At 54.8% G+C, this 16364-nt stretch carries 13 protein-coding genes and 2 pseudogenes; 2 read left to right on the top strand and 13 right to left on the bottom strand.

The window, feature by feature from the left end; translation table 11 throughout:
- Nucleotides 1-65 precede the first annotated feature (65 nt).
- Nucleotides 66-989: a DUF928 domain-containing protein gene (locus IGQ15_RS02485; protein WP_297048335.1), complete on the bottom strand. Its 924-nt coding sequence runs from the start codon at nucleotides 987-989 to the stop codon at nucleotides 66-68.
- Between the two features lie 156 nt (nucleotides 990-1145).
- Between IGQ15_RS02485 and IGQ15_RS02480 the strand changes: the two genes are divergently transcribed.
- Nucleotides 1146-1883, top strand: a complete 738-nt coding sequence (locus tag IGQ15_RS02480) for a 7-carboxy-7-deazaguanine synthase QueE (protein ID WP_363315765.1) — start codon at nucleotides 1146-1148, stop codon at nucleotides 1881-1883.
- Nucleotides 1884-1885: 2 nt separating this feature from the next.
- Here the strand turns inward: IGQ15_RS02480 and IGQ15_RS02475 are convergent, their stop codons facing one another.
- From IGQ15_RS02475 to IGQ15_RS02440, 9 genes and pseudogenes are all read right to left on the bottom strand, one after another.
- Complete coding sequence (locus IGQ15_RS02475) at nucleotides 1886-3070, bottom strand: hypothetical protein (protein WP_297048332.1); 1185 nt, start codon at nucleotides 3068-3070, stop codon at nucleotides 1886-1888.
- Nucleotides 3071-3236: 166 nt separating this feature from the next.
- Nucleotides 3237-3553, bottom strand: a pseudogene (locus IGQ15_RS11980) (EAL domain-containing protein).
- Entirely contained in the window at nucleotides 3534-3833 is a 300-nt protein-coding gene (locus tag IGQ15_RS02470) for an EAL domain-containing protein (protein WP_297048330.1), read from the bottom strand. Before IGQ15_RS02470 ends, IGQ15_RS11980 begins: the two are co-directional and overlap by 20 nt.
- On the bottom strand, nucleotides 3830-6250 hold the full coding sequence (locus IGQ15_RS02465) for a diguanylate cyclase (RefSeq protein WP_297048328.1): 2421 nt from the start codon (nucleotides 6248-6250) through the stop codon (nucleotides 3830-3832). Before IGQ15_RS02465 ends, IGQ15_RS02470 begins: the two co-directional genes overlap by 4 nt.
- 45 nt (nucleotides 6251-6295) lie before the next feature.
- A complete protein-coding gene (locus IGQ15_RS02460) occupies nucleotides 6296-6511 on the bottom strand; it encodes a hypothetical protein (RefSeq protein ID WP_297048326.1) in 216 nt (71 codons plus the stop codon).
- A 66-nt stretch (nucleotides 6512-6577) separates the two neighbouring features.
- Nucleotides 6578-7573: an adenosylcobinamide-phosphate synthase CbiB gene (gene cbiB / locus IGQ15_RS02455; RefSeq protein WP_297048324.1), complete on the bottom strand. Its 996-nt coding sequence runs from the start codon at nucleotides 7571-7573 to the stop codon at nucleotides 6578-6580.
- Nucleotides 7574-7612: 39 nt separating this feature from the next.
- Nucleotides 7613-8683, bottom strand: a complete 1071-nt coding sequence (locus IGQ15_RS02450) for a Fe(3+) ABC transporter substrate-binding protein (RefSeq protein WP_297048322.1) — start codon at nucleotides 8681-8683, stop codon at nucleotides 7613-7615.
- 80 nt (nucleotides 8684-8763) lie between these two features.
- On the bottom strand, nucleotides 8764-9099 hold the full coding sequence (locus IGQ15_RS02445; RefSeq protein ID WP_297048320.1) for a hypothetical protein: 336 nt from the start codon (nucleotides 9097-9099) through the stop codon (nucleotides 8764-8766).
- A 50-nt stretch (nucleotides 9100-9149) separates the two neighbouring features.
- Entirely contained in the window at nucleotides 9150-9482 is a 333-nt protein-coding gene (locus tag IGQ15_RS02440; RefSeq protein WP_297048318.1) for a hypothetical protein, read from the bottom strand.
- A 378-nt stretch (nucleotides 9483-9860) separates the two neighbouring features.
- On the opposite strand from IGQ15_RS02440, the pseudogene IGQ15_RS02430 reads away from it, so the two are divergent.
- Nucleotides 9861-11365, top strand: a pseudogene (locus IGQ15_RS02430) (pyruvate kinase).
- Nucleotides 11366-11373: 8 nt separating this feature from the next.
- On the opposite strand, the gene IGQ15_RS02425 reads toward IGQ15_RS02430, so the two are convergent.
- Genes IGQ15_RS02425 through IGQ15_RS02415 form a run of 3 tightly spaced genes read right to left on the bottom strand, consistent with a single transcriptional unit; the run spans nucleotide 11374 to nucleotide 16329 of the window.
- Complete coding sequence (locus IGQ15_RS02425) at nucleotides 11374-12612, bottom strand: efflux RND transporter periplasmic adaptor subunit (protein WP_297048313.1); 1239 nt, start codon at nucleotides 12610-12612, stop codon at nucleotides 11374-11376.
- A gap of 40 nt (nucleotides 12613-12652) precedes the next feature.
- A complete protein-coding gene (locus tag IGQ15_RS02420) occupies nucleotides 12653-13588 on the bottom strand; it encodes a DNA polymerase III subunit delta' (RefSeq protein WP_297048311.1) in 936 nt (311 codons plus the stop codon).
- Entirely contained in the window at nucleotides 13585-16329 is a 2745-nt protein-coding gene (locus IGQ15_RS02415) for a CBS domain-containing protein (RefSeq protein WP_297048359.1), read from the bottom strand. Before IGQ15_RS02415 ends, IGQ15_RS02420 begins: the two co-directional genes overlap by 4 nt.
- Between the last annotated feature and the right edge of the window lie 35 nt (nucleotides 16330-16364).

Raw genomic sequence — 16364 nt, 5'->3', positions numbered from 1 at the left:
TCCTAATGCAACTTGATGGGGGGTTTGGGGTCAACCAACCGCCCTCAATATCGGCACAGGAGCCTCTAGCGCAACAGCGGCATATGGACAATTTGTGGATCAATGCCGGCACTCTTGAGCACATCCTGCCACTGCTGTTTGATTGCAGCGTTATTGGGGTTGCTCTGCTGCAACTCCACAAGGGTTGCCAAGGTATCGTTCCAGAGTTGACTGGTGACCAAAAGGGGCAGGCGATCGGCCGGAGGCATGGTGGTAATCACTTGGGCAAGGTTGCTGTCTAGTTCAGCTCGCTCAATCCAGCCCGTCACAAAGGGATTGGCATCTGGTTCATTGGGCTTACAGGTCAGGGAGAAGATCCACTGGTATTTTTGCCCCGGTTGTAGCTTCGCCTTACTGGCATCCACCGTCACAGGTAAAATGCCGGCTTTACCATTGAGGGGCACTTGTTGGCTGAGGAGCAGATCGCCAGCTTCGGAGAGCAGCAGCAGTTCCGCCGATTTGGCGGTGCTTTGGGGAACAAAGAAAAAGAGACTGGGATTGGCCGCAGCCGTCATACCCAAGTTGTTATCGGGAACAAGGGCAACAATTTTGGTGAGAGAGCCTTGGGTACATTCACCAAAGCGGGTGGCGCCTGCGATCCGTTGCCCTGGCATGCCGCGATTTGTGGGTACAAAGGTCAGACGGTTACTCGATTGGGCAGCGTAGCGATCGCGAGCAACATAGGCCTCGACATTACTAATTGCCGTGAGGGCATAGCGGTTACCAGGACGCAAACTAAGGGCACGGCGGAAATTCACCAAGGCGGATTGATAGTCGCGTTTGGCGGTGAGTTGATACCCCCGCTGCATGTAGCGATCGAACTCACTGGCTTCGCTAGGGGAATTTTGGCCAACAGCAGGTAACGATGGCAAAATGACTGGCAGGGCACCCATCCCCATTGCCAAGGTACCGACAAGTAGCCACGGAAGGCCAAAACGGTGGGCAGACATAGCACTTACCTACTGAACACGCTAACTATCTTTAAGGTACTATCGGAAAGAGTGCCCGATTGTGATCAGGCTTGCACATCCCCTGTGATTTTTGTAAAAGAGCAGCAAACTAACGATCAGTTCTCCCTTGCGCCAATCACGCTTCCTTTGGTGGAGATGTTCTCAGCGATTCAAGGGGAAGGCGCCAATGTGGGGTGTCGGCAAATTTTTATTCGTTTGGCGGGCTGTGATCTCCGCTGCACCTATTGTGACAGTGCCCACACATGGTTTGTTCCCGCCCATGCCCTAATTGAAGAGCAGGCCGGCGATCGCCACTTTCAAACCGTTCCCAATCCCGTCACTGCTGCCCATATTCTCGAAGCTGTACAGCAGCTCAATACTCCCCCCATCCACGACAGTATTAGCCTCACCGGCGGCGAACCGCTGCTCCATGCTGCAACACTGGCATCATTTTTGCCCCTCCTCAAGGCCCATAGCTCCCTGCCCCTCTACCTTGAAACTGGCGGACATCATCCAGAAGCGCTGGCGCGAATTCTTCCCTACCTTGATAGTGTCGGCATGGACATTAAACTTCCCAGCGTCAGTGGTGAGTGCCATTGGTCAGCCCATGAAGCCTTTTTGCGCCTGTGCGATCGCGCCCCTGTCGAGGTCTTTTGCAAAGTGATTATCTCCCAAACGACCGACCCTGCCGATCTTGATCGTCTCAGTGCCCTTGTGGCCAGCGTGAATCCCCACATTCCCGTCTTTCTCCAACCTGTAACGCCCGTAGGTACCGGTCGTTGTACCCCTCCACCCACCCCAGCACAAGTGCTCACATGGCAAGGGCAACTCAAGGCACGGCTGACCCATGTGCGCGTCATTCCCCAAACCCATAAATTTCTCAGCCAGCGCTAGGCTTATTTCTTAATCAAGACATAGGCACGGACGTAATTGGGTATGCGACGGGCAGCCGCTTGATAGCTGGCACGGTCAGGAAAAATGCCCGCTAGAAAGTCCAACTGATAGAGATTGGGCATAAAGGCTCCCCCCGTATCAGCAATCACGCCGAGGCGCAGTTTAGGCTGACCGCCCTGGGTATCTTCAACCACAATGACTCGCCCAAGACCGATATTCCAGACATCCCCCGCAAAGGTCACCTCAGGTTGGGTATTGATTTTGTTTTCGATGGTGCTGCCATAGCCCTTAAGGAAAGGGACTTGACGAAAATACCAGTAGCGTCGCTGCTCGTAGGGATCAACCCCCTTGACGAAGGGAATATCATTATTGCGATCCACATTGAAAAAGGCTTCAGTGCCATCGGTAAATTGCACCAGAATCGTCCCCTGCATCAGGGCATCCTCAAGTCCTCTCCTCGTCAAGTAGGCCAAGGGTTTCACCCGTCCATAGAGGGAGCCACCCGGTTCAAAAATCCCTTCCAGTACCTGTTGCTTTGTCAGTTGCTTATAGAATAAGTCCTCAGGTTGATCGGGAACACGGGGCGGCAGAGCATAAAGCGCTGTATTGTATGTCTTTGTGCGGGTGCGTGATCCGCGATGGGTAAATACCGCGTAGTTGGTGAGGCGCAATTCCTCAGTTTGATTCGGATTGCGGGGATTGTGGGGCAGCCATTGAAGGACGCGAAAGTGCTGATTAATAAATGCGGGATCTTGCAAACGAATCGGGCGCTTGCGGCTAATATCCTCCGTGAGCGTCGCAATCATGAAATCTAGGGTGTCGAGGACTTGGGGCAGCGTCACCCCCTGAATCGCCAGAATTCCCTCCCGCTGAGTAATGGGGTCTGTGTCACTAAAGTCTTGAAAATACTGGCGAGTGCTACGCAACACTTGCAGCAGCTTCAGCGGGGCGGTGCTAATGCGGTGCGAGGGCAAGGGGCGATCGCGAAACAGGTTCCGCCCATCCACTTGAAACTGGGGCTGGCCAAACTCATCCAGCGCAGTGTACAGGGGAGATACAGCGACGGGGGACGGCGTAACCGTTGCAGCTACTGCTACTGGCGCTGACGGCACCGTTGCCGCTTGACAGCCCGCTGCCAAGAACATCATACTCAGACGACTTACCGCACTCAGCCAATAAAACCGCATAGGTACACATCGAACATGTTTAGCCTGCACTCCCTAATCCTCGCATAGCAGGTGGGGGTTAAGGCGCGGCAATGTAGGGAAGCGGAGTGGCCAATCGACTCATCATCCTAGCCTGATGTGGAAAACTACACAAGGGATTCTGCTCTCACACCTATCGAAAGTGTTGTCATCTCAACGACATTTGAGGAATTGACCAGTGGATCACTTGGGAATAGGGAAGTGACTCTGTGAGCAGGTAGCCTTGAATGGCCTTACAGCCAAGGTGGTGGAGGAGTTGCCCCCAAGTTTCTACGCCTTCGGCGACGGTGGGAATCTCTAAACCGTTGGCTAACTCAATAATGGCTTTGACAATCGCTTGGTCTTGGCGATCGCTTGCAATGTCAGTGATAAACGAGCGATAATTTTTAGCCCAGTAATCGGGAATTGTTTCAGATAGCTCAATGAGGCGTAACCTGTGCCAAAATCATCCAGCGTAATCCCCACCCCAAGGGTATGCAACTCTAGAAGAATTAACTGGGTTCGTTGGACGTGAGGGATAGCCGCGATAATGTTCTTCGACAAGATTCATGTGCAAAAATTGCCGTGCCCAGAGGTTTACCGCTACTCCTACCCCAGCTAATCCCTGTTGTTGCCATGTATGGCAGTCGCGACAGGCCTGTTGGAGAACCCAGCGGCCAATGGCAACGATCAGACCATTTTCTTCAGCAATATCAATAAAGTGTTTGGGATAGAGCAAGATGGTGCCAACGCAGTAATGCTTCAATTGGTGTAGAACTGATACGTGTTGCGGCCTGTTTCCTTAGCGCGATACAGGGCGATGTCAGCATTGCGCAGCAAAACATCGGCAGATTGACCGTGATCGGGATAGACGGCAATGCCAATACTGGTCGTAATGTGAAGATGGTGGCCATCGAGCATGAACTCGGGCTTGAGGGCGCAGAGAATGCGTTCAGCCACAATGGCCAAATCATTGGGGTGGTGTACCATGGGCAAGATCACAGTGAATTCGTCACCGCCCCAACGCGCTACGGTATCGGTTTCCCGCAGACAGTGGACGAGGCGTTTTGCTACCTGCTGCAATAGCTGATCCCCAACGGCATGGCCAAGGGTGTCGTTAATGATTTTGAAGCGATCGAGATCTAAAAACATCACGCCTACCCGCTGTTGTTGTCGGCGAGCTTCAGCCAGAGCCATGGGGAGGCGATCGTCAAACAGGGCACGATTGGGCAGCCCCGTGAGCAGGTCATGGAAGGCTTGGTAATGGATCGTACTTTCTGAGAGCTTGCGATCGGTAATGTCCACAACGGTGCCTTCAAAGTAGGCGAGTCGCCCTTTATCGTCATAGACCGCCCGAGCATTTTCGGAAATCCAAATGATTTGGCCATCTTTGCGATAGACCTGCGATTCAAAGTCGGTAACAGTACCAGTGGCGGTGACGGCTTGGATAAACTCTTCGCGGCGACGAGGATTGACATAGAGCTGACCAGCAATGTCAGTGATGTGGGCTTGTAGCTCCGCTGGGGAGTCATAACCGTAGATGCGGGCAAGGGCGGGGTTGATCTTGAGGTAATGACCATTGGGACTGGATTGAAAGATGCCCTCTGTGGCGTTTTCAAAAATACTGCGGTACTGGCTCTCGGCAAGGCGGAGCGATCGCTCGCTCTCTTGGCGCTCCAGCACATTGGTGAACACCTGCCCCATCACCTGTAGCAGGGGTAGAAAGTTCTCTAGGTGGGGTTGGGGCTGACGCACAAAGTCAATGCCCAAAAAGCCAATCAATTGTGAACCGTGTTTGAGGGCAACTGCCAATAGCGATTGAATTTTTTGTGCCTCTATCCCTTGGCGATCGGGGGCATCGGTCGGTAACGCTTGCATGGTCGGCCATAGTACCCAGCCTTGGGTTTTAAGCGCCTCGAAAAAGAGGGGAAATTCCCTTTCGGGCACCCCCTGCAAATTTTCCTGTTGTGGCTCGATCCCCGGTAGACACCATTCATAGGTGTTGGAAAATGTGGTGCCCTCGCTATCATCAGGCTGAAAGAGATAAACGCGGTCGGCCTCCGTCATTTCCCCTAAGAGACCCAGCACCTTGTGGATGGCTTGGGGAATCTGCGTTAGGGGCAGATTGATAAACTCACTGGCGACAGTACTAATCAGGCGTTCATAGCGCAGTTGCTGATCCAGTTGAGCTTGACGCTCTTGTTGTGCGCGTTCAGCGCGGATCCGCTCTAGTTCAGCAGTCACCCGCACGGCAAAGATCTTCAGCAGACTTTCAATGACGGCAATCCGTTCAAGGGGCTGCGGATGCATAAGGGCAAGAATGCCGAGAGTTTCCCCTTTTGCATTGCGCAGGGGCACGCCAATATAGGATTCAATCTGCAAGTCTCTGAGCATTTCATCCTTGGGAAACAGACGTGCCACACCGTGGTTGTAAAAACAGGTATCGGCTGTTAGAACTGACGCGCAGGGGGTATCGTCAAGGTTATAACTTAAGGGGGGTTGGAGTTCACCACGATAACTCAGGGCAAGCGTCGTCACCCAATTCTGCTGGGGGCCAGTCAGTTCACCAATCAAGACATAATCAATGCCTAATCGCTGACTCAGATAAAGCACTAAACCGCGGCAAAAGTCGTTGCCCAAGCTTTCATTGAGGTGAATTATCGGCTGATCGAGGGCATCGTGCAATTCCTTCCACGCGGTAATGTCGGTAATCACCCCATCAATGGCAATCACTTGGCCTTGGACATTCAGAACGGGAATGCCCTGTTCGCGTACCCAGCGGGGGTGACCGTCGCGGTGCAGAATGCGGTATTCGATGTCGTAGGGGCTGGCATGGGCGATCGCCTGCTGTAGGGTCTCATTGACAAGGGGCAAGTCTTGAGGATGGGTGATTTGATTCCAACCTTGGTCACCACGGCTATAAAATTCCCTAGGGGTATAGCCCGTCACGCCATAACAGCCCTGACTCAGGTACGTCAACCGCCACGGTGGTGTACTCTCACAGGAAAAGATAAACCCCAAGAGTTGATCCACTAATTGGGTCAAGCGCTGCGGATTTTCAGCGAGGGGGCTATGGCTTGGTTCATGCTGGAGAAAGGCAACAATGAACCCTGCTGTTGATGTTGGCTCCCTGAGGGGAACCATGGTGAAGCAGAGTCCCCGATGGCAACCTTGCAGGGGCATTTGCTGCTGCCAACACTGATCAAAGAATGTTAGTAATGCTCTATCCTAAAACAGTGAAGCCACGGAGAAGTGATTCCCCAAAAGCTGCTGGCCAATGCTGTTGGCGCTAATGACTTGATATTGAGGTGGGCGGGTGGCAGAAACACCAATCAGCAGTAGCCCTTGGGCACTATAAGTAAAGAGCGTCTCCAACAGGCGATCGCCCATGGAAAGGGAGGAAGCGGCCAGTGTCTGGTCTTGCAGAGGAGAGGGCTGAACCACGGCCAATGTTTCTAAATTTTATTTCTTAGTGCATCTACTCTAAACGATTCTGACCAAGATGAACTGCTAAATCGAAAACACTTTGTTCCACAATAAAACAATGCCACCTGTGGCTGTGAGGGTGATCAGGTAGAGAGAACGACTGAGCCGCAGAGCCCCAATAATCGTCCTTTGGTCAATGGGGTGCAGCGGTTCTCCTAAAAAGGGTTTTACTTTCACCGTGCCGCGATAGGTATTCGTACCCCCCAGTCGTACCCCGAAAGTGGCGGCATAGGCACACTCGCTCCAACCGGAATTGGGACTCGGATCCTTGGGGGCATCGCGGCAACACCACTGCCACACTCGCTGCCACTGCCCGGAGCAGAGGGCAACCAGAAAGACGAGCAACCGACAGGGCAACCATGTGAGCACATCATCGGTTTTGGCAGCAAACCATCCCCAGTGGGTGTAGGGTGGCTCGCGGTAGCCAATCATTGAGTCCAAGGTGCTGGCAGCTTTGTAGGCCATGACGAGGGGCAAAGGGGTCAGTTGCGGAACGATAAGGGTGGCGATCGCTCCATAAAAAAGCGGTGCCATCATGCCATCAGTGGTATTTTCACTCACTGTTTCCAGAACCGCCCGCAGAATCTCAGGCGACTCTAGGTGGGCAGTCTCGCGACCCACATACTTGGCTAAGGACTGGCGTGCTTCCTCAAGATTGCCAGCCACCAAAGGTGCCAATACCTCTGCCGCTGCATCCCGCAGACTACGACCTGCAAAGCCACTGGCCGTGCCCACGACTGCAATCCCCCAACCGAGGAGGGGCGAAATCGCCATCCCCAGTGCCACTACCCCCCAACTGATGAGGGCAGAACCTAGGATTAAGCTCAGTGTCAGCAGCGCTCCCCCCAACCGCTGTCCCCAAACTGGCCAGCCTTGGCCATAGTTGAACCTGTTGCTGAGGGATTGGATATAGGCTCCCATCCAGCGCACGGGATGCGGCCAGCCCCAAGGATCCCCAAGACCAAAGTCAAGGAGGGCAGCAGCCAGAAGGATCGTGTAGGCAATGAGGGGGCAAGACACAGGCAACGATCAACGGGGGCGATCGCTCATTTTAGAACCTTAGCGCCACCCCGCCCGATCCATAATCTGCAGAGCCTCGGCATTGTTGCGGCCAAAAACTGCTGCATTGACATTTTGCCCTCGGAACTTGCCAAACTGCTGCACAATCGGATGCAAGGGTACTCCGGAGCGCACTGGATATTCAAAGTTGGCCATTGCAAACATTTCCTGCGCCTTGGGACTCACCAGATACTCCAAAAAGCGAATTGCCGCCTGACGATTGGGGGCACCCGCCACTACACCGCCGCCACAGATATTCACGTGGGCACCGCGATCGCGCTGATTGGGGAAAAATAAACCCACCTTCTCAGCAACTGCACGATCTTCTGCTTTATCTGAGGCAATCAACCGTGCTAGATAGTAGTGATTTGCAATTGCAATGCTGCCAACCCCCGCTGCGCAGGCACGAATTTGGGCGGTATCATTTCCCTCCGGCGGGCGGGCAAAGTTCTGCACCAGGCCCCGTGCCCAGTCTTCCGTTTTCCTGGCACCGTGAATGGCCAATAATGAGCCCGTCAGAGATTGACTATAGACATTGCTGGAACTGCGAGTAAGAATCTGCCGCCGCCACTTGGGATTAGCCAGATCCTCGTAGGTGGAGAGTTGGTTGGGATTCACCTTGGATCTATCGTAAATCAGGACACGCACCCGCCGCGAGAGACCAAACCAGTGTCCTTCAGGCTCCCGTAGGTTTGCTGGCACAACGCTATTGAGTACCCTTGACTGAATCGGCTGCAAAATACCGGCTTGCTGTGCTCGCCACAAGCGACCGGCATCCACCGTAATGAGTACATCAGCGGGAGTGCGACTGCCTTCACTGCGAATCCGTTCAATCAGGGCATCGGCTTCAGCTTCAATAATGTTGACACGAATCCCCGTCTGCTGCGTAAAACCGTTGTAGAGGGCCTTGTCAGTGTCGTAGTGCCGTGCCGAATAGACATTGATCACACCCCCAGCCTGTCGCTGTTGGGCATTGCTGGATTCAGAGCGTTGATTCCAGAGGTGGTGGGCAACATAAGCCGTCGCTCCCGCGCCCATGCCAAGCAATACACGGCGACCTACTTTCTGCATAGTTGAGAATCTCTCCTAAATTCAAGCTAAAAGGTATTCTAAAACTACCCGTGCGCTTTTGCAATTTCTTCGCAATAAGTTTAGCCCTTGCCGTACCACCACTGGCGATCGCTAGGGGTTAGGTCCACCCCATAGAGCGTAATCACCATCATTGCCCCCGTTTCAATGTGGCGTACCCAATAGCTGGGATGTCGTTTTGTGGCACTATCGAGGACGAGCCGCCGGCCAATGCGTCGCCAACTGGGTTCTTTGCTGCGCCAAGCGATGCGACAACAGGGCCAAGGCAACTGCTCGCGGTCAAAAAGGCGACAACAGGCACCGACCACTTCATAGCTAAAGGAATAGCCGGGACTGTAGAACTGAGTCCCACTCGCTAAGACAGGTGGTTGTTCTATTGCTGAAGATGAGCCAATCAAGGAGAAGTGCTAGCATACAGGCCAGCTTTCCAGTGTATCAGGAATTCCCCCTAGGGTTCTTGGGCGGCAATCAAAAGGGCACAGCAGCTAAAGCCAATGACCAGTGGCAACAAAGACTGAAGCCAGCCACTCAAGCTCGTGGTGACTAGGGCGATCGCCAGCGCTAACATCTGTAGGCGTCGTTGCTGCGGCGAGAAGGCAAGCGGCAGTTCAATGAATTGCAGCCCCTCAGTGGGCAAGGGTAGGGGCATCACTCCCCCCGGCGGAAACGCCCAATACTGGTACTGCTCAATAAAGAGATCTGTCCAGCCGTGTTCTTGGCACCAGGCCACTGCGGACTGATAGGAGTATTTGAGTAACTGCAACGAAGGATGACGATCCATAGGGGCACTGGTAAGGGCAAGACAATCAACATCTCTATTGAGAACATAACAGAACTGGGAAATCGGTTTGGAACGCTTGTAGTAACTCTTAATCCTTTTGCTTGGGAGAAAATTAAGATTCTCGAAAAAGGTTAGTAGATATACTGAAGGATAGATAGAGTTGTGTCAGAAAGCACGACGGTTCCTACACGACCGTTCGTTGCAGGCCGTTGATGTAAAGAAGTGTTTATTTGTGTTTTGCAGTGAGGGGTACTGTTCAGCCATCAATTCATTGTTTTCAACAATCATTAAAATTTCCTCAAACCCTTATGAAATCTTGCTTTGTCATGAGTTCAACCCAATCATGAAATCCTTTAAAAACTATCGTAGGAGGCGGTCATGTTGCTGGAGGCACCAACGGTACCAGTTTCACCCATTGCCTTGCTCCATAGCCTGTTAGAACTGCGGCAGGAAATTACCAAAGAGGGGGAAGCTCGTTTTCAACAGTGGCAATCAAGAATTAAGCGATCCGAATTTATACCTAGTGCGCGCAATCTTGCCTACTATTTGGCCTTGCGCTGGCGGGACCTACGGGCAGTTCAAATGGCCTTGATGCCTTGGGGGTTATCGTCCTTAGGACGGATTGAGTCGCGGGTGCTCCCCAATTTGGATGCGGTGATCAATACCCTCGGCGCCCTGTGCCATACCCCTGAGTCACTGCCCCCCCGCCCTTAGAGGCTTTTTTTGCGGGCGATCGCCAACTGCGCCGCCAAACGGCAGAACTTTTTGGCTCGATTCGTGGCAAACGCCATGTGCGCATTATGGTTACGCTCCCTACGCAAGCGGCCACGGACCCGCAATGGAGTATTACGCTCCTGCGCAAGGGGATGAACTGTGCCCGCATCAACTGTGCCCACGATGACCCCACCACTTGGGAAGCGATGATTCAGCACCTGCAAGCGGCAAGCCACATTACCGGTCAACCCTGCAAAATTCTGATGGACTTGGGGGGACCAAAACCCCGCATTGCTGACATTTTTCCGCAAACGGTGCGCGTCCACGGCGGCGATCGCCTGCGGCTAACGACGGAAATTTGCCCTGATGGCGGAGCAATACCGCAATTCACCTGCTCCTTGCCAGAAATTTTGCCCCAGTTAGAGGTGGGGCAGCGGGTTTGGATTGACGATGGCCACATTGGCGGTCGCATTGTCAGCAAAGATGCCCAAGGGGTAGAACTCACCATTACCCACTGCAAGGAAGGGCAGCGACTGAAAGTGGCCAAGGGCTTGAACTTTCCCGACAGTGATTTGCGCCTGTGTCCGCTGACCGAGAGCGATCGCGAGCATCTGGCCTTTGCTTGCCGCCATGCCGATATCATTGGCTACTCCTATGTCCAGTCCGCCGAGGATATTGCCCTACTACAACGGGAACTGGAGCATTGTTGTGGCGATCGCGCTGACCAGATGGGCATCATTGCCAAAATTGAGACCCCGAAAGCAATTCGGGCACTGCCAGAAATGATCATCCAAGCGGCGGGGCGGCAACCCTTTGGCGTCATGATTGCCCGGGGCGATCTCGCGGTTGAAATTGGCTACCAACGCTTGGCGGAAATGCAGGAGGAAATCCTCTGGCTCTGTGAAGCTGCCCATGTGCCGGTGGTTTGGGCGACCCAAGTCCTTGAAAACTTGGTGAAAAAAGGCGTGCCCTCCCGTGCGGAAATCACTGATGCCGCTATGGCGGAGCGAGCGGAGTGTGTCATGCTCAACAAAGGCCCCTATGTGGGACTGGCAGTGGATATCCTCGATGATGTCCTTGCCCGCATGGAAGCCCACCAGCAAAAGAAAACACCGCAACTGCGGGCACTGCACTCGTGGCACCCCTACGAGACAATTGTGCGCCAATAAACCTCTAGTTAGCCTTCAGAGAGGATGCTGGGGCGAATTTTATCCCCGTCCCGCAGGGGGCGACCCGAACGGACGACGTAGCGATCGCCGGCATTCAGGCCACTGAGGATTTCCACTTTGCCCTCCCGCCGTTGACCAAGGGTGACCTGCCGCGCCTGTACGCGATCGCCAACAACCACAAAAACGCTGCCTTGCCGTGAGGATAGTTGCCCCTCCTCAAAACCACTGAGGGCGGATTGGGGAATCATCAAGCGCGGCGCATTCGCTCCTTGGAAAGCGACCCGTGCCAGTAAACCACTGCCCAAGCGTTCATCGGCATTGTCAATCACGACTTCTACAGGAATCAGACGGGCATCGGCGGCGGCAGGTGAAATTCGCGTAATCCGTCCTTCATAGGGGCGGTTGGGCACGGCATCCAACGTCACGGTTGCTCTTTGGCCGGGAGCTAATCTCGCTAATTCCCGTTCCGAGACTTCCACAACAACTTTGAGTTGACGAATATCGCCAAGGCGGAGAACTTCTCCCCCTGGTTGCAGTAGGTTGCCCACTTCTGTTAGTCGCTCTAGCACCACGCCATTGAGGGGCGATCGCAGGAGAGCTTGATTCAACCGTGCCCGTGCCTGTTGGACAAAGGCGGTTTGGGCTTGTACTCGTCCTTGGGCAACGGCCACCCCCTGTTGCGCAGTCACCACCTCTGCTTCACGAGACCGCAGTACCTGCCGTGCTGTTTGCGCCGTTGTGCGTGCCTGTTCCGCTGCTTGCGTTGAGACGGCACCCTCTCGCAGCAGGGTTTCAAGGCGGCGGGCATCACTTTCCGCCTGTTGGAGGGTAAGACGGGCTTCTTCGACGGCTGTACGGGCGCGATTGACGGCGGCTTGGGCTTGGATCACCTCGTTGCGACGGGCAGCCAATTCTGCCTCTGCTTCAAAGACGGCGTTTTTGAGGACAACGGGATCCACCTCCGCCAACAGTTGCCCCGATTGCACGCGATCGCCCACATCCACACCGAGGCGAATCACTTGGCCTTCCACCTGCGATCGCACCATTACTTCACGGTAGGGGCGAGTGGTACCCGTGAGGGTTGTATCAGCGTCTAATTGTGCCAAGCGTGCCACAGCCACATCGGCAGCGACCCCTTCACTTTCTGGACGCGCGACTGCCGGTGAGTCTAAGCGACTCATTGCCGACTGGCATCCCCCCAAGAGTACCGCGATCGCGATCGCCCCCAACCATTGTTGCTTCGCCATCATCTGTCCAATCATCTTCCCAACTGCTGCCGATAGCCTATCACACGGTCCCCAACTGCATCAGTAACACCTCCCAGACGAGGCGAGGCTGAACGTACTGCTGTAAATATTGGCGAGCACGCTCCAATTGCTGAAGCACCGCAACACACCGAGGGAATTCTTCCCCATACCAAAGTTGTTGCTGCATGAGACTGAGAAGCCAAAGCTGCCGTTCCACATCGAGGGATTGAGTGATGTCCCGTGCCAATTCCAAAGCAGTTTGCAGAGGTAGGGGGGCAGTTAACTGTTCACCGAGGTGGCGAAACGCCTCAGGAATTTCTTGCCATGTTTGCCACGCCTGCAGAATCGCTCCCGGAGAGCCAGCCCCCAACTCCAAAAGGGCGGGAGTAACCTCGTGCCAAAACTCAGGGGGCGCCACCTGTTTCAATACCTGTTCGACATCGTGACGATTGAGGGGATAGAAGGGAATTTTCTGACAGCGGGAAACAATCGTATTCAAGAGCGCTGACGGACTGGGGGCAATGAGAATTAACGTGGCGCGCCCCGGTGCTTCGAGGGTTTTCAGTAGGGCATTGGCCGCAGCTTCGTTCATGGTTTCCGCTTGGGCCAAGACCACCAGCGATCGCGACGCACGCATCGGCGGTTGGCTGAGGTGACGGCTGAGTTGGCGAATTTGCTCGAGGCGAATCTGGGGGGCACTGCGGGGAATCTCCTTCTCAGCGGCGAGGAGTTGGCGCCGAGTGTAGAGTGTCCCTTGGACACTGTAGGTGGGTTCAATCCAGAGGACATCGGGGTGGTTGCTGAGATCGCTGGCCTCATTGAGAATCCCTTGCAGAAAACAGCGGGCAGTGAGGGCACGGCCTACCCCCTCAGGTCCAACAAAGAGATAGGCGGGGGCAAGTCGCTGGCGATCGAGGGCATGGGTCAAAAGTTGGACAGCGGTTGGCTGACCAATGACAGGGCGAAACCAATTCATGGTTTGGGGAAATGGGCTGCAACATAGGCAATGGCACTGGGGCGATCGCTGACAAGGCCATCGAGCATTGCCGATCGCAGGGCAAGGAGAATTTGCCGTAACTGAGGCCCGCGAGGATAGCCCAATTGTTGCAAATCATGGCCATTTAAGGGCGGCTTTTGCAATCGCCAATGCCAGAGATACTCCCGCAATAGGGCGACATCCCCTAAATCGGCTTCGCTACCCTGGGCCTGCTGTACCGCTGCCAAAAGCACAATCACTGGTAGGGGCTGACTTTCTAAGAATTCATAGTAGCGACTGCGCTGTTGCTGGCTCTGCCGCAATGTCTGCCATTCCTGTTGGCATTGAGGAAAGGTGTCGAGCCACGCACAGATGTGCTCCCCCAGTTGCAGTTGACGGGCGATCGCCCCAGCAGTGGGGACAGTCACAATCAAGGCCAAGAGTTCTAGCTCCCACAGGGGAAAGGTTTGCCACTCTCGCCGCTCAGGAACCTCGGGCCACCACTCCCAAACCAATTTCAAGCGCACCTTGGCCGCCTGGTCAAAGGTGACTTGGCGATCCAAACACTCAAGGGCACCCAACTCCGCTAGTAATGTCAAGGCACGCTCACCGCCAAAGTGTTCGGTTGGCGCAAGGGGCAGTTCAAGGATGTGGCGCAGTTCATTGCGCAGCCGACTTTGTAGGGAAGGCCGTTTTGAGGGCGGGCGATCGCCCTCTCGGGGCGCGCGATCGCGGGTGGCAAAGACGCCGCTTGTCAGGGCATATTCAATGTACTGGCGGGTTTGCGGCTCTAGGTCAAAGCCAAGGCGCACAGCAAAACGCACGGCTCGAAAAATCCGCGTCGGGTCTTCAATAAAACTATTGGGGTGGAGCACCCGAATCAGTCGCTGCTGCAAATCCTCCCGTCCGCCAAAGAAGTCCAGAACCTCCCCATGGCGCGGTGGTGTCAGGCGCATGGCTAGGGCATTGATTGTAAAGTCGCGGCGGTAGAGATCTTGGCGAATCGAACTGGCGGCCACTTCCGGATGCGCGGCTGGATAGGGATAAAACTCACTGCGGGCGGTGGCAATATCCACAGCAAACCCGGCCAAGGGCGAGACTTTCGGCCAGTGGAGGGCAGCGGTTTGAAACTGACCGTAGATCTGTAAATCGGTTTCTGGGTAGAGGTCATGGAGTGCTTGTGCCAAATGCACGCCGGCGGCTTCCTCCTGTTGTACCCCATCCACCACTAAATCAAACTCCCGTGTCGGTAAATGGTGATTCCCTTGGGCGATCGCCAGCAGCAGATCCCGCACTGCACCGCCAACAAGGTACAGTTGCCAGCCGCGTTCCTTGGCGATCGCTGCCGCCCGTTGTAGTAGTGTCCACAGTTGCTCCGGCAGCCGTTGTTGCAGTGCCTCGTAAAGATTTAGGGTTGGCAAGGGGCAGACCGTTTCCGTTTCGCGGCCGAGGGCATAAAGGTGGCGCAGCACATCGGTACGGGTGACAATTCCGACCAGATCACCTTGCTCATTCACCACTGGTAACCGCCCAATATCGTACTGCACCATGAGGGCTTGGATCTCTGGCAGTGGCGTTGTGGGGGAAACCGTGCGCACTGGTGCTTTCATATACCCTTTGACCGGGGCATGGGCAAAGCCGTGGTGCAGCGCTACATCCAAATCCCGCCGTGAAATAATCCCCTGAAGTTCTCCTGCGGCACTCACCACCGACAGACCAGAGTGGCCATAGCGCAGCAAGACGCGGTGGGCATCGGCAATGGGGGTTTCTGGACGTACCGTTCGCACGGGTGAGGACATGAGTTCTGCTGCCGTTGGCGGATGGGGAATTTGTGCTTGGAGCGCTGTAAATACCTCTTTGAGCACCGCCTGCGGCTGGTCTGTGGTCATCGTCACTGCGGCGGCTTGGGCATGGCCACCCCCGCCAAGGGGAGCCAGTAAATGGGCAACATTGACATTGGGAATTTGGCTGCGGGCAATAATGGCGAGATGATGTTGGCGATAGGAGTGGCCCAGGAGAATGGCATCGCATTCACTCAGATCTGCCAATTGGGTGATTAACCGCGAGAGGCCGGGGAGATACTCCGCTGTGCGCAGCAGTACCCAGCCCAGCCGATAGCCCTGATAAACCACTTGCTGGAGATTTGCCCACGCCTGCTGCAAATAGGGTTGCAGGTCTGCACTCAAGCCAGCCTCGGCATAGGTGGCGATCGCCCGCTGATTGGCCCCTTGGCTCAACAGCCATACCAAGGCCTGCACATCCCGCACCGTAGTTTGCTCAAAGGTCAAGGAACCCGTATCCGCGTGAATCCCCAGGGCGAGAACCGTTGCTTCTGTGGGTGTAAGGCGAATCTCTGCGCTCTGCAACTGTTCGCAAATAATGGTGCTGGTTGCCCCCACAGGTTCTAACCATTGCTGCTGCGGGACAATATCCCCTGTCATCTCCAAATGGTGATCATACAGGCCAATCTGTACTTGGGGGTGATCTAGCCATCCTGCTGCTGGCCCCAACTGGCGGCGCCACTGCGTATCCACCACCCAAATCTGCCGTAATTGCCTAGGATCAACGGCTCTTGCTTCAATGAGAGGGTATTCATCGCGATGGTAGGCCAAAAACTCCCTCACCTTGGGATGGGTCCCTCCGGTCAAGACAATTTTCGTCCCCGGATAAAGGCGGGTCAGACCAACGGCTGCCCCAAGGGTATCAAAATCAGCAATTTGATGACAAAGGACAACATTCATCAGAACTTCCGCAAGGGGGCGATGGCGATAGTGTT

The sequence above is a fragment of the Thermosynechococcus sp. M98_K2018_005 genome (assembly GCF_015295825.1).
Taxonomy (GTDB): Bacteria; Cyanobacteriota; Cyanobacteriia; order Thermosynechococcales; family Thermosynechococcaceae; genus Thermosynechococcus.
The sequence above is the reverse complement of the archived record's forward strand: the minus strand, read 5'-3'. Positions and strand labels throughout refer to the sequence as shown.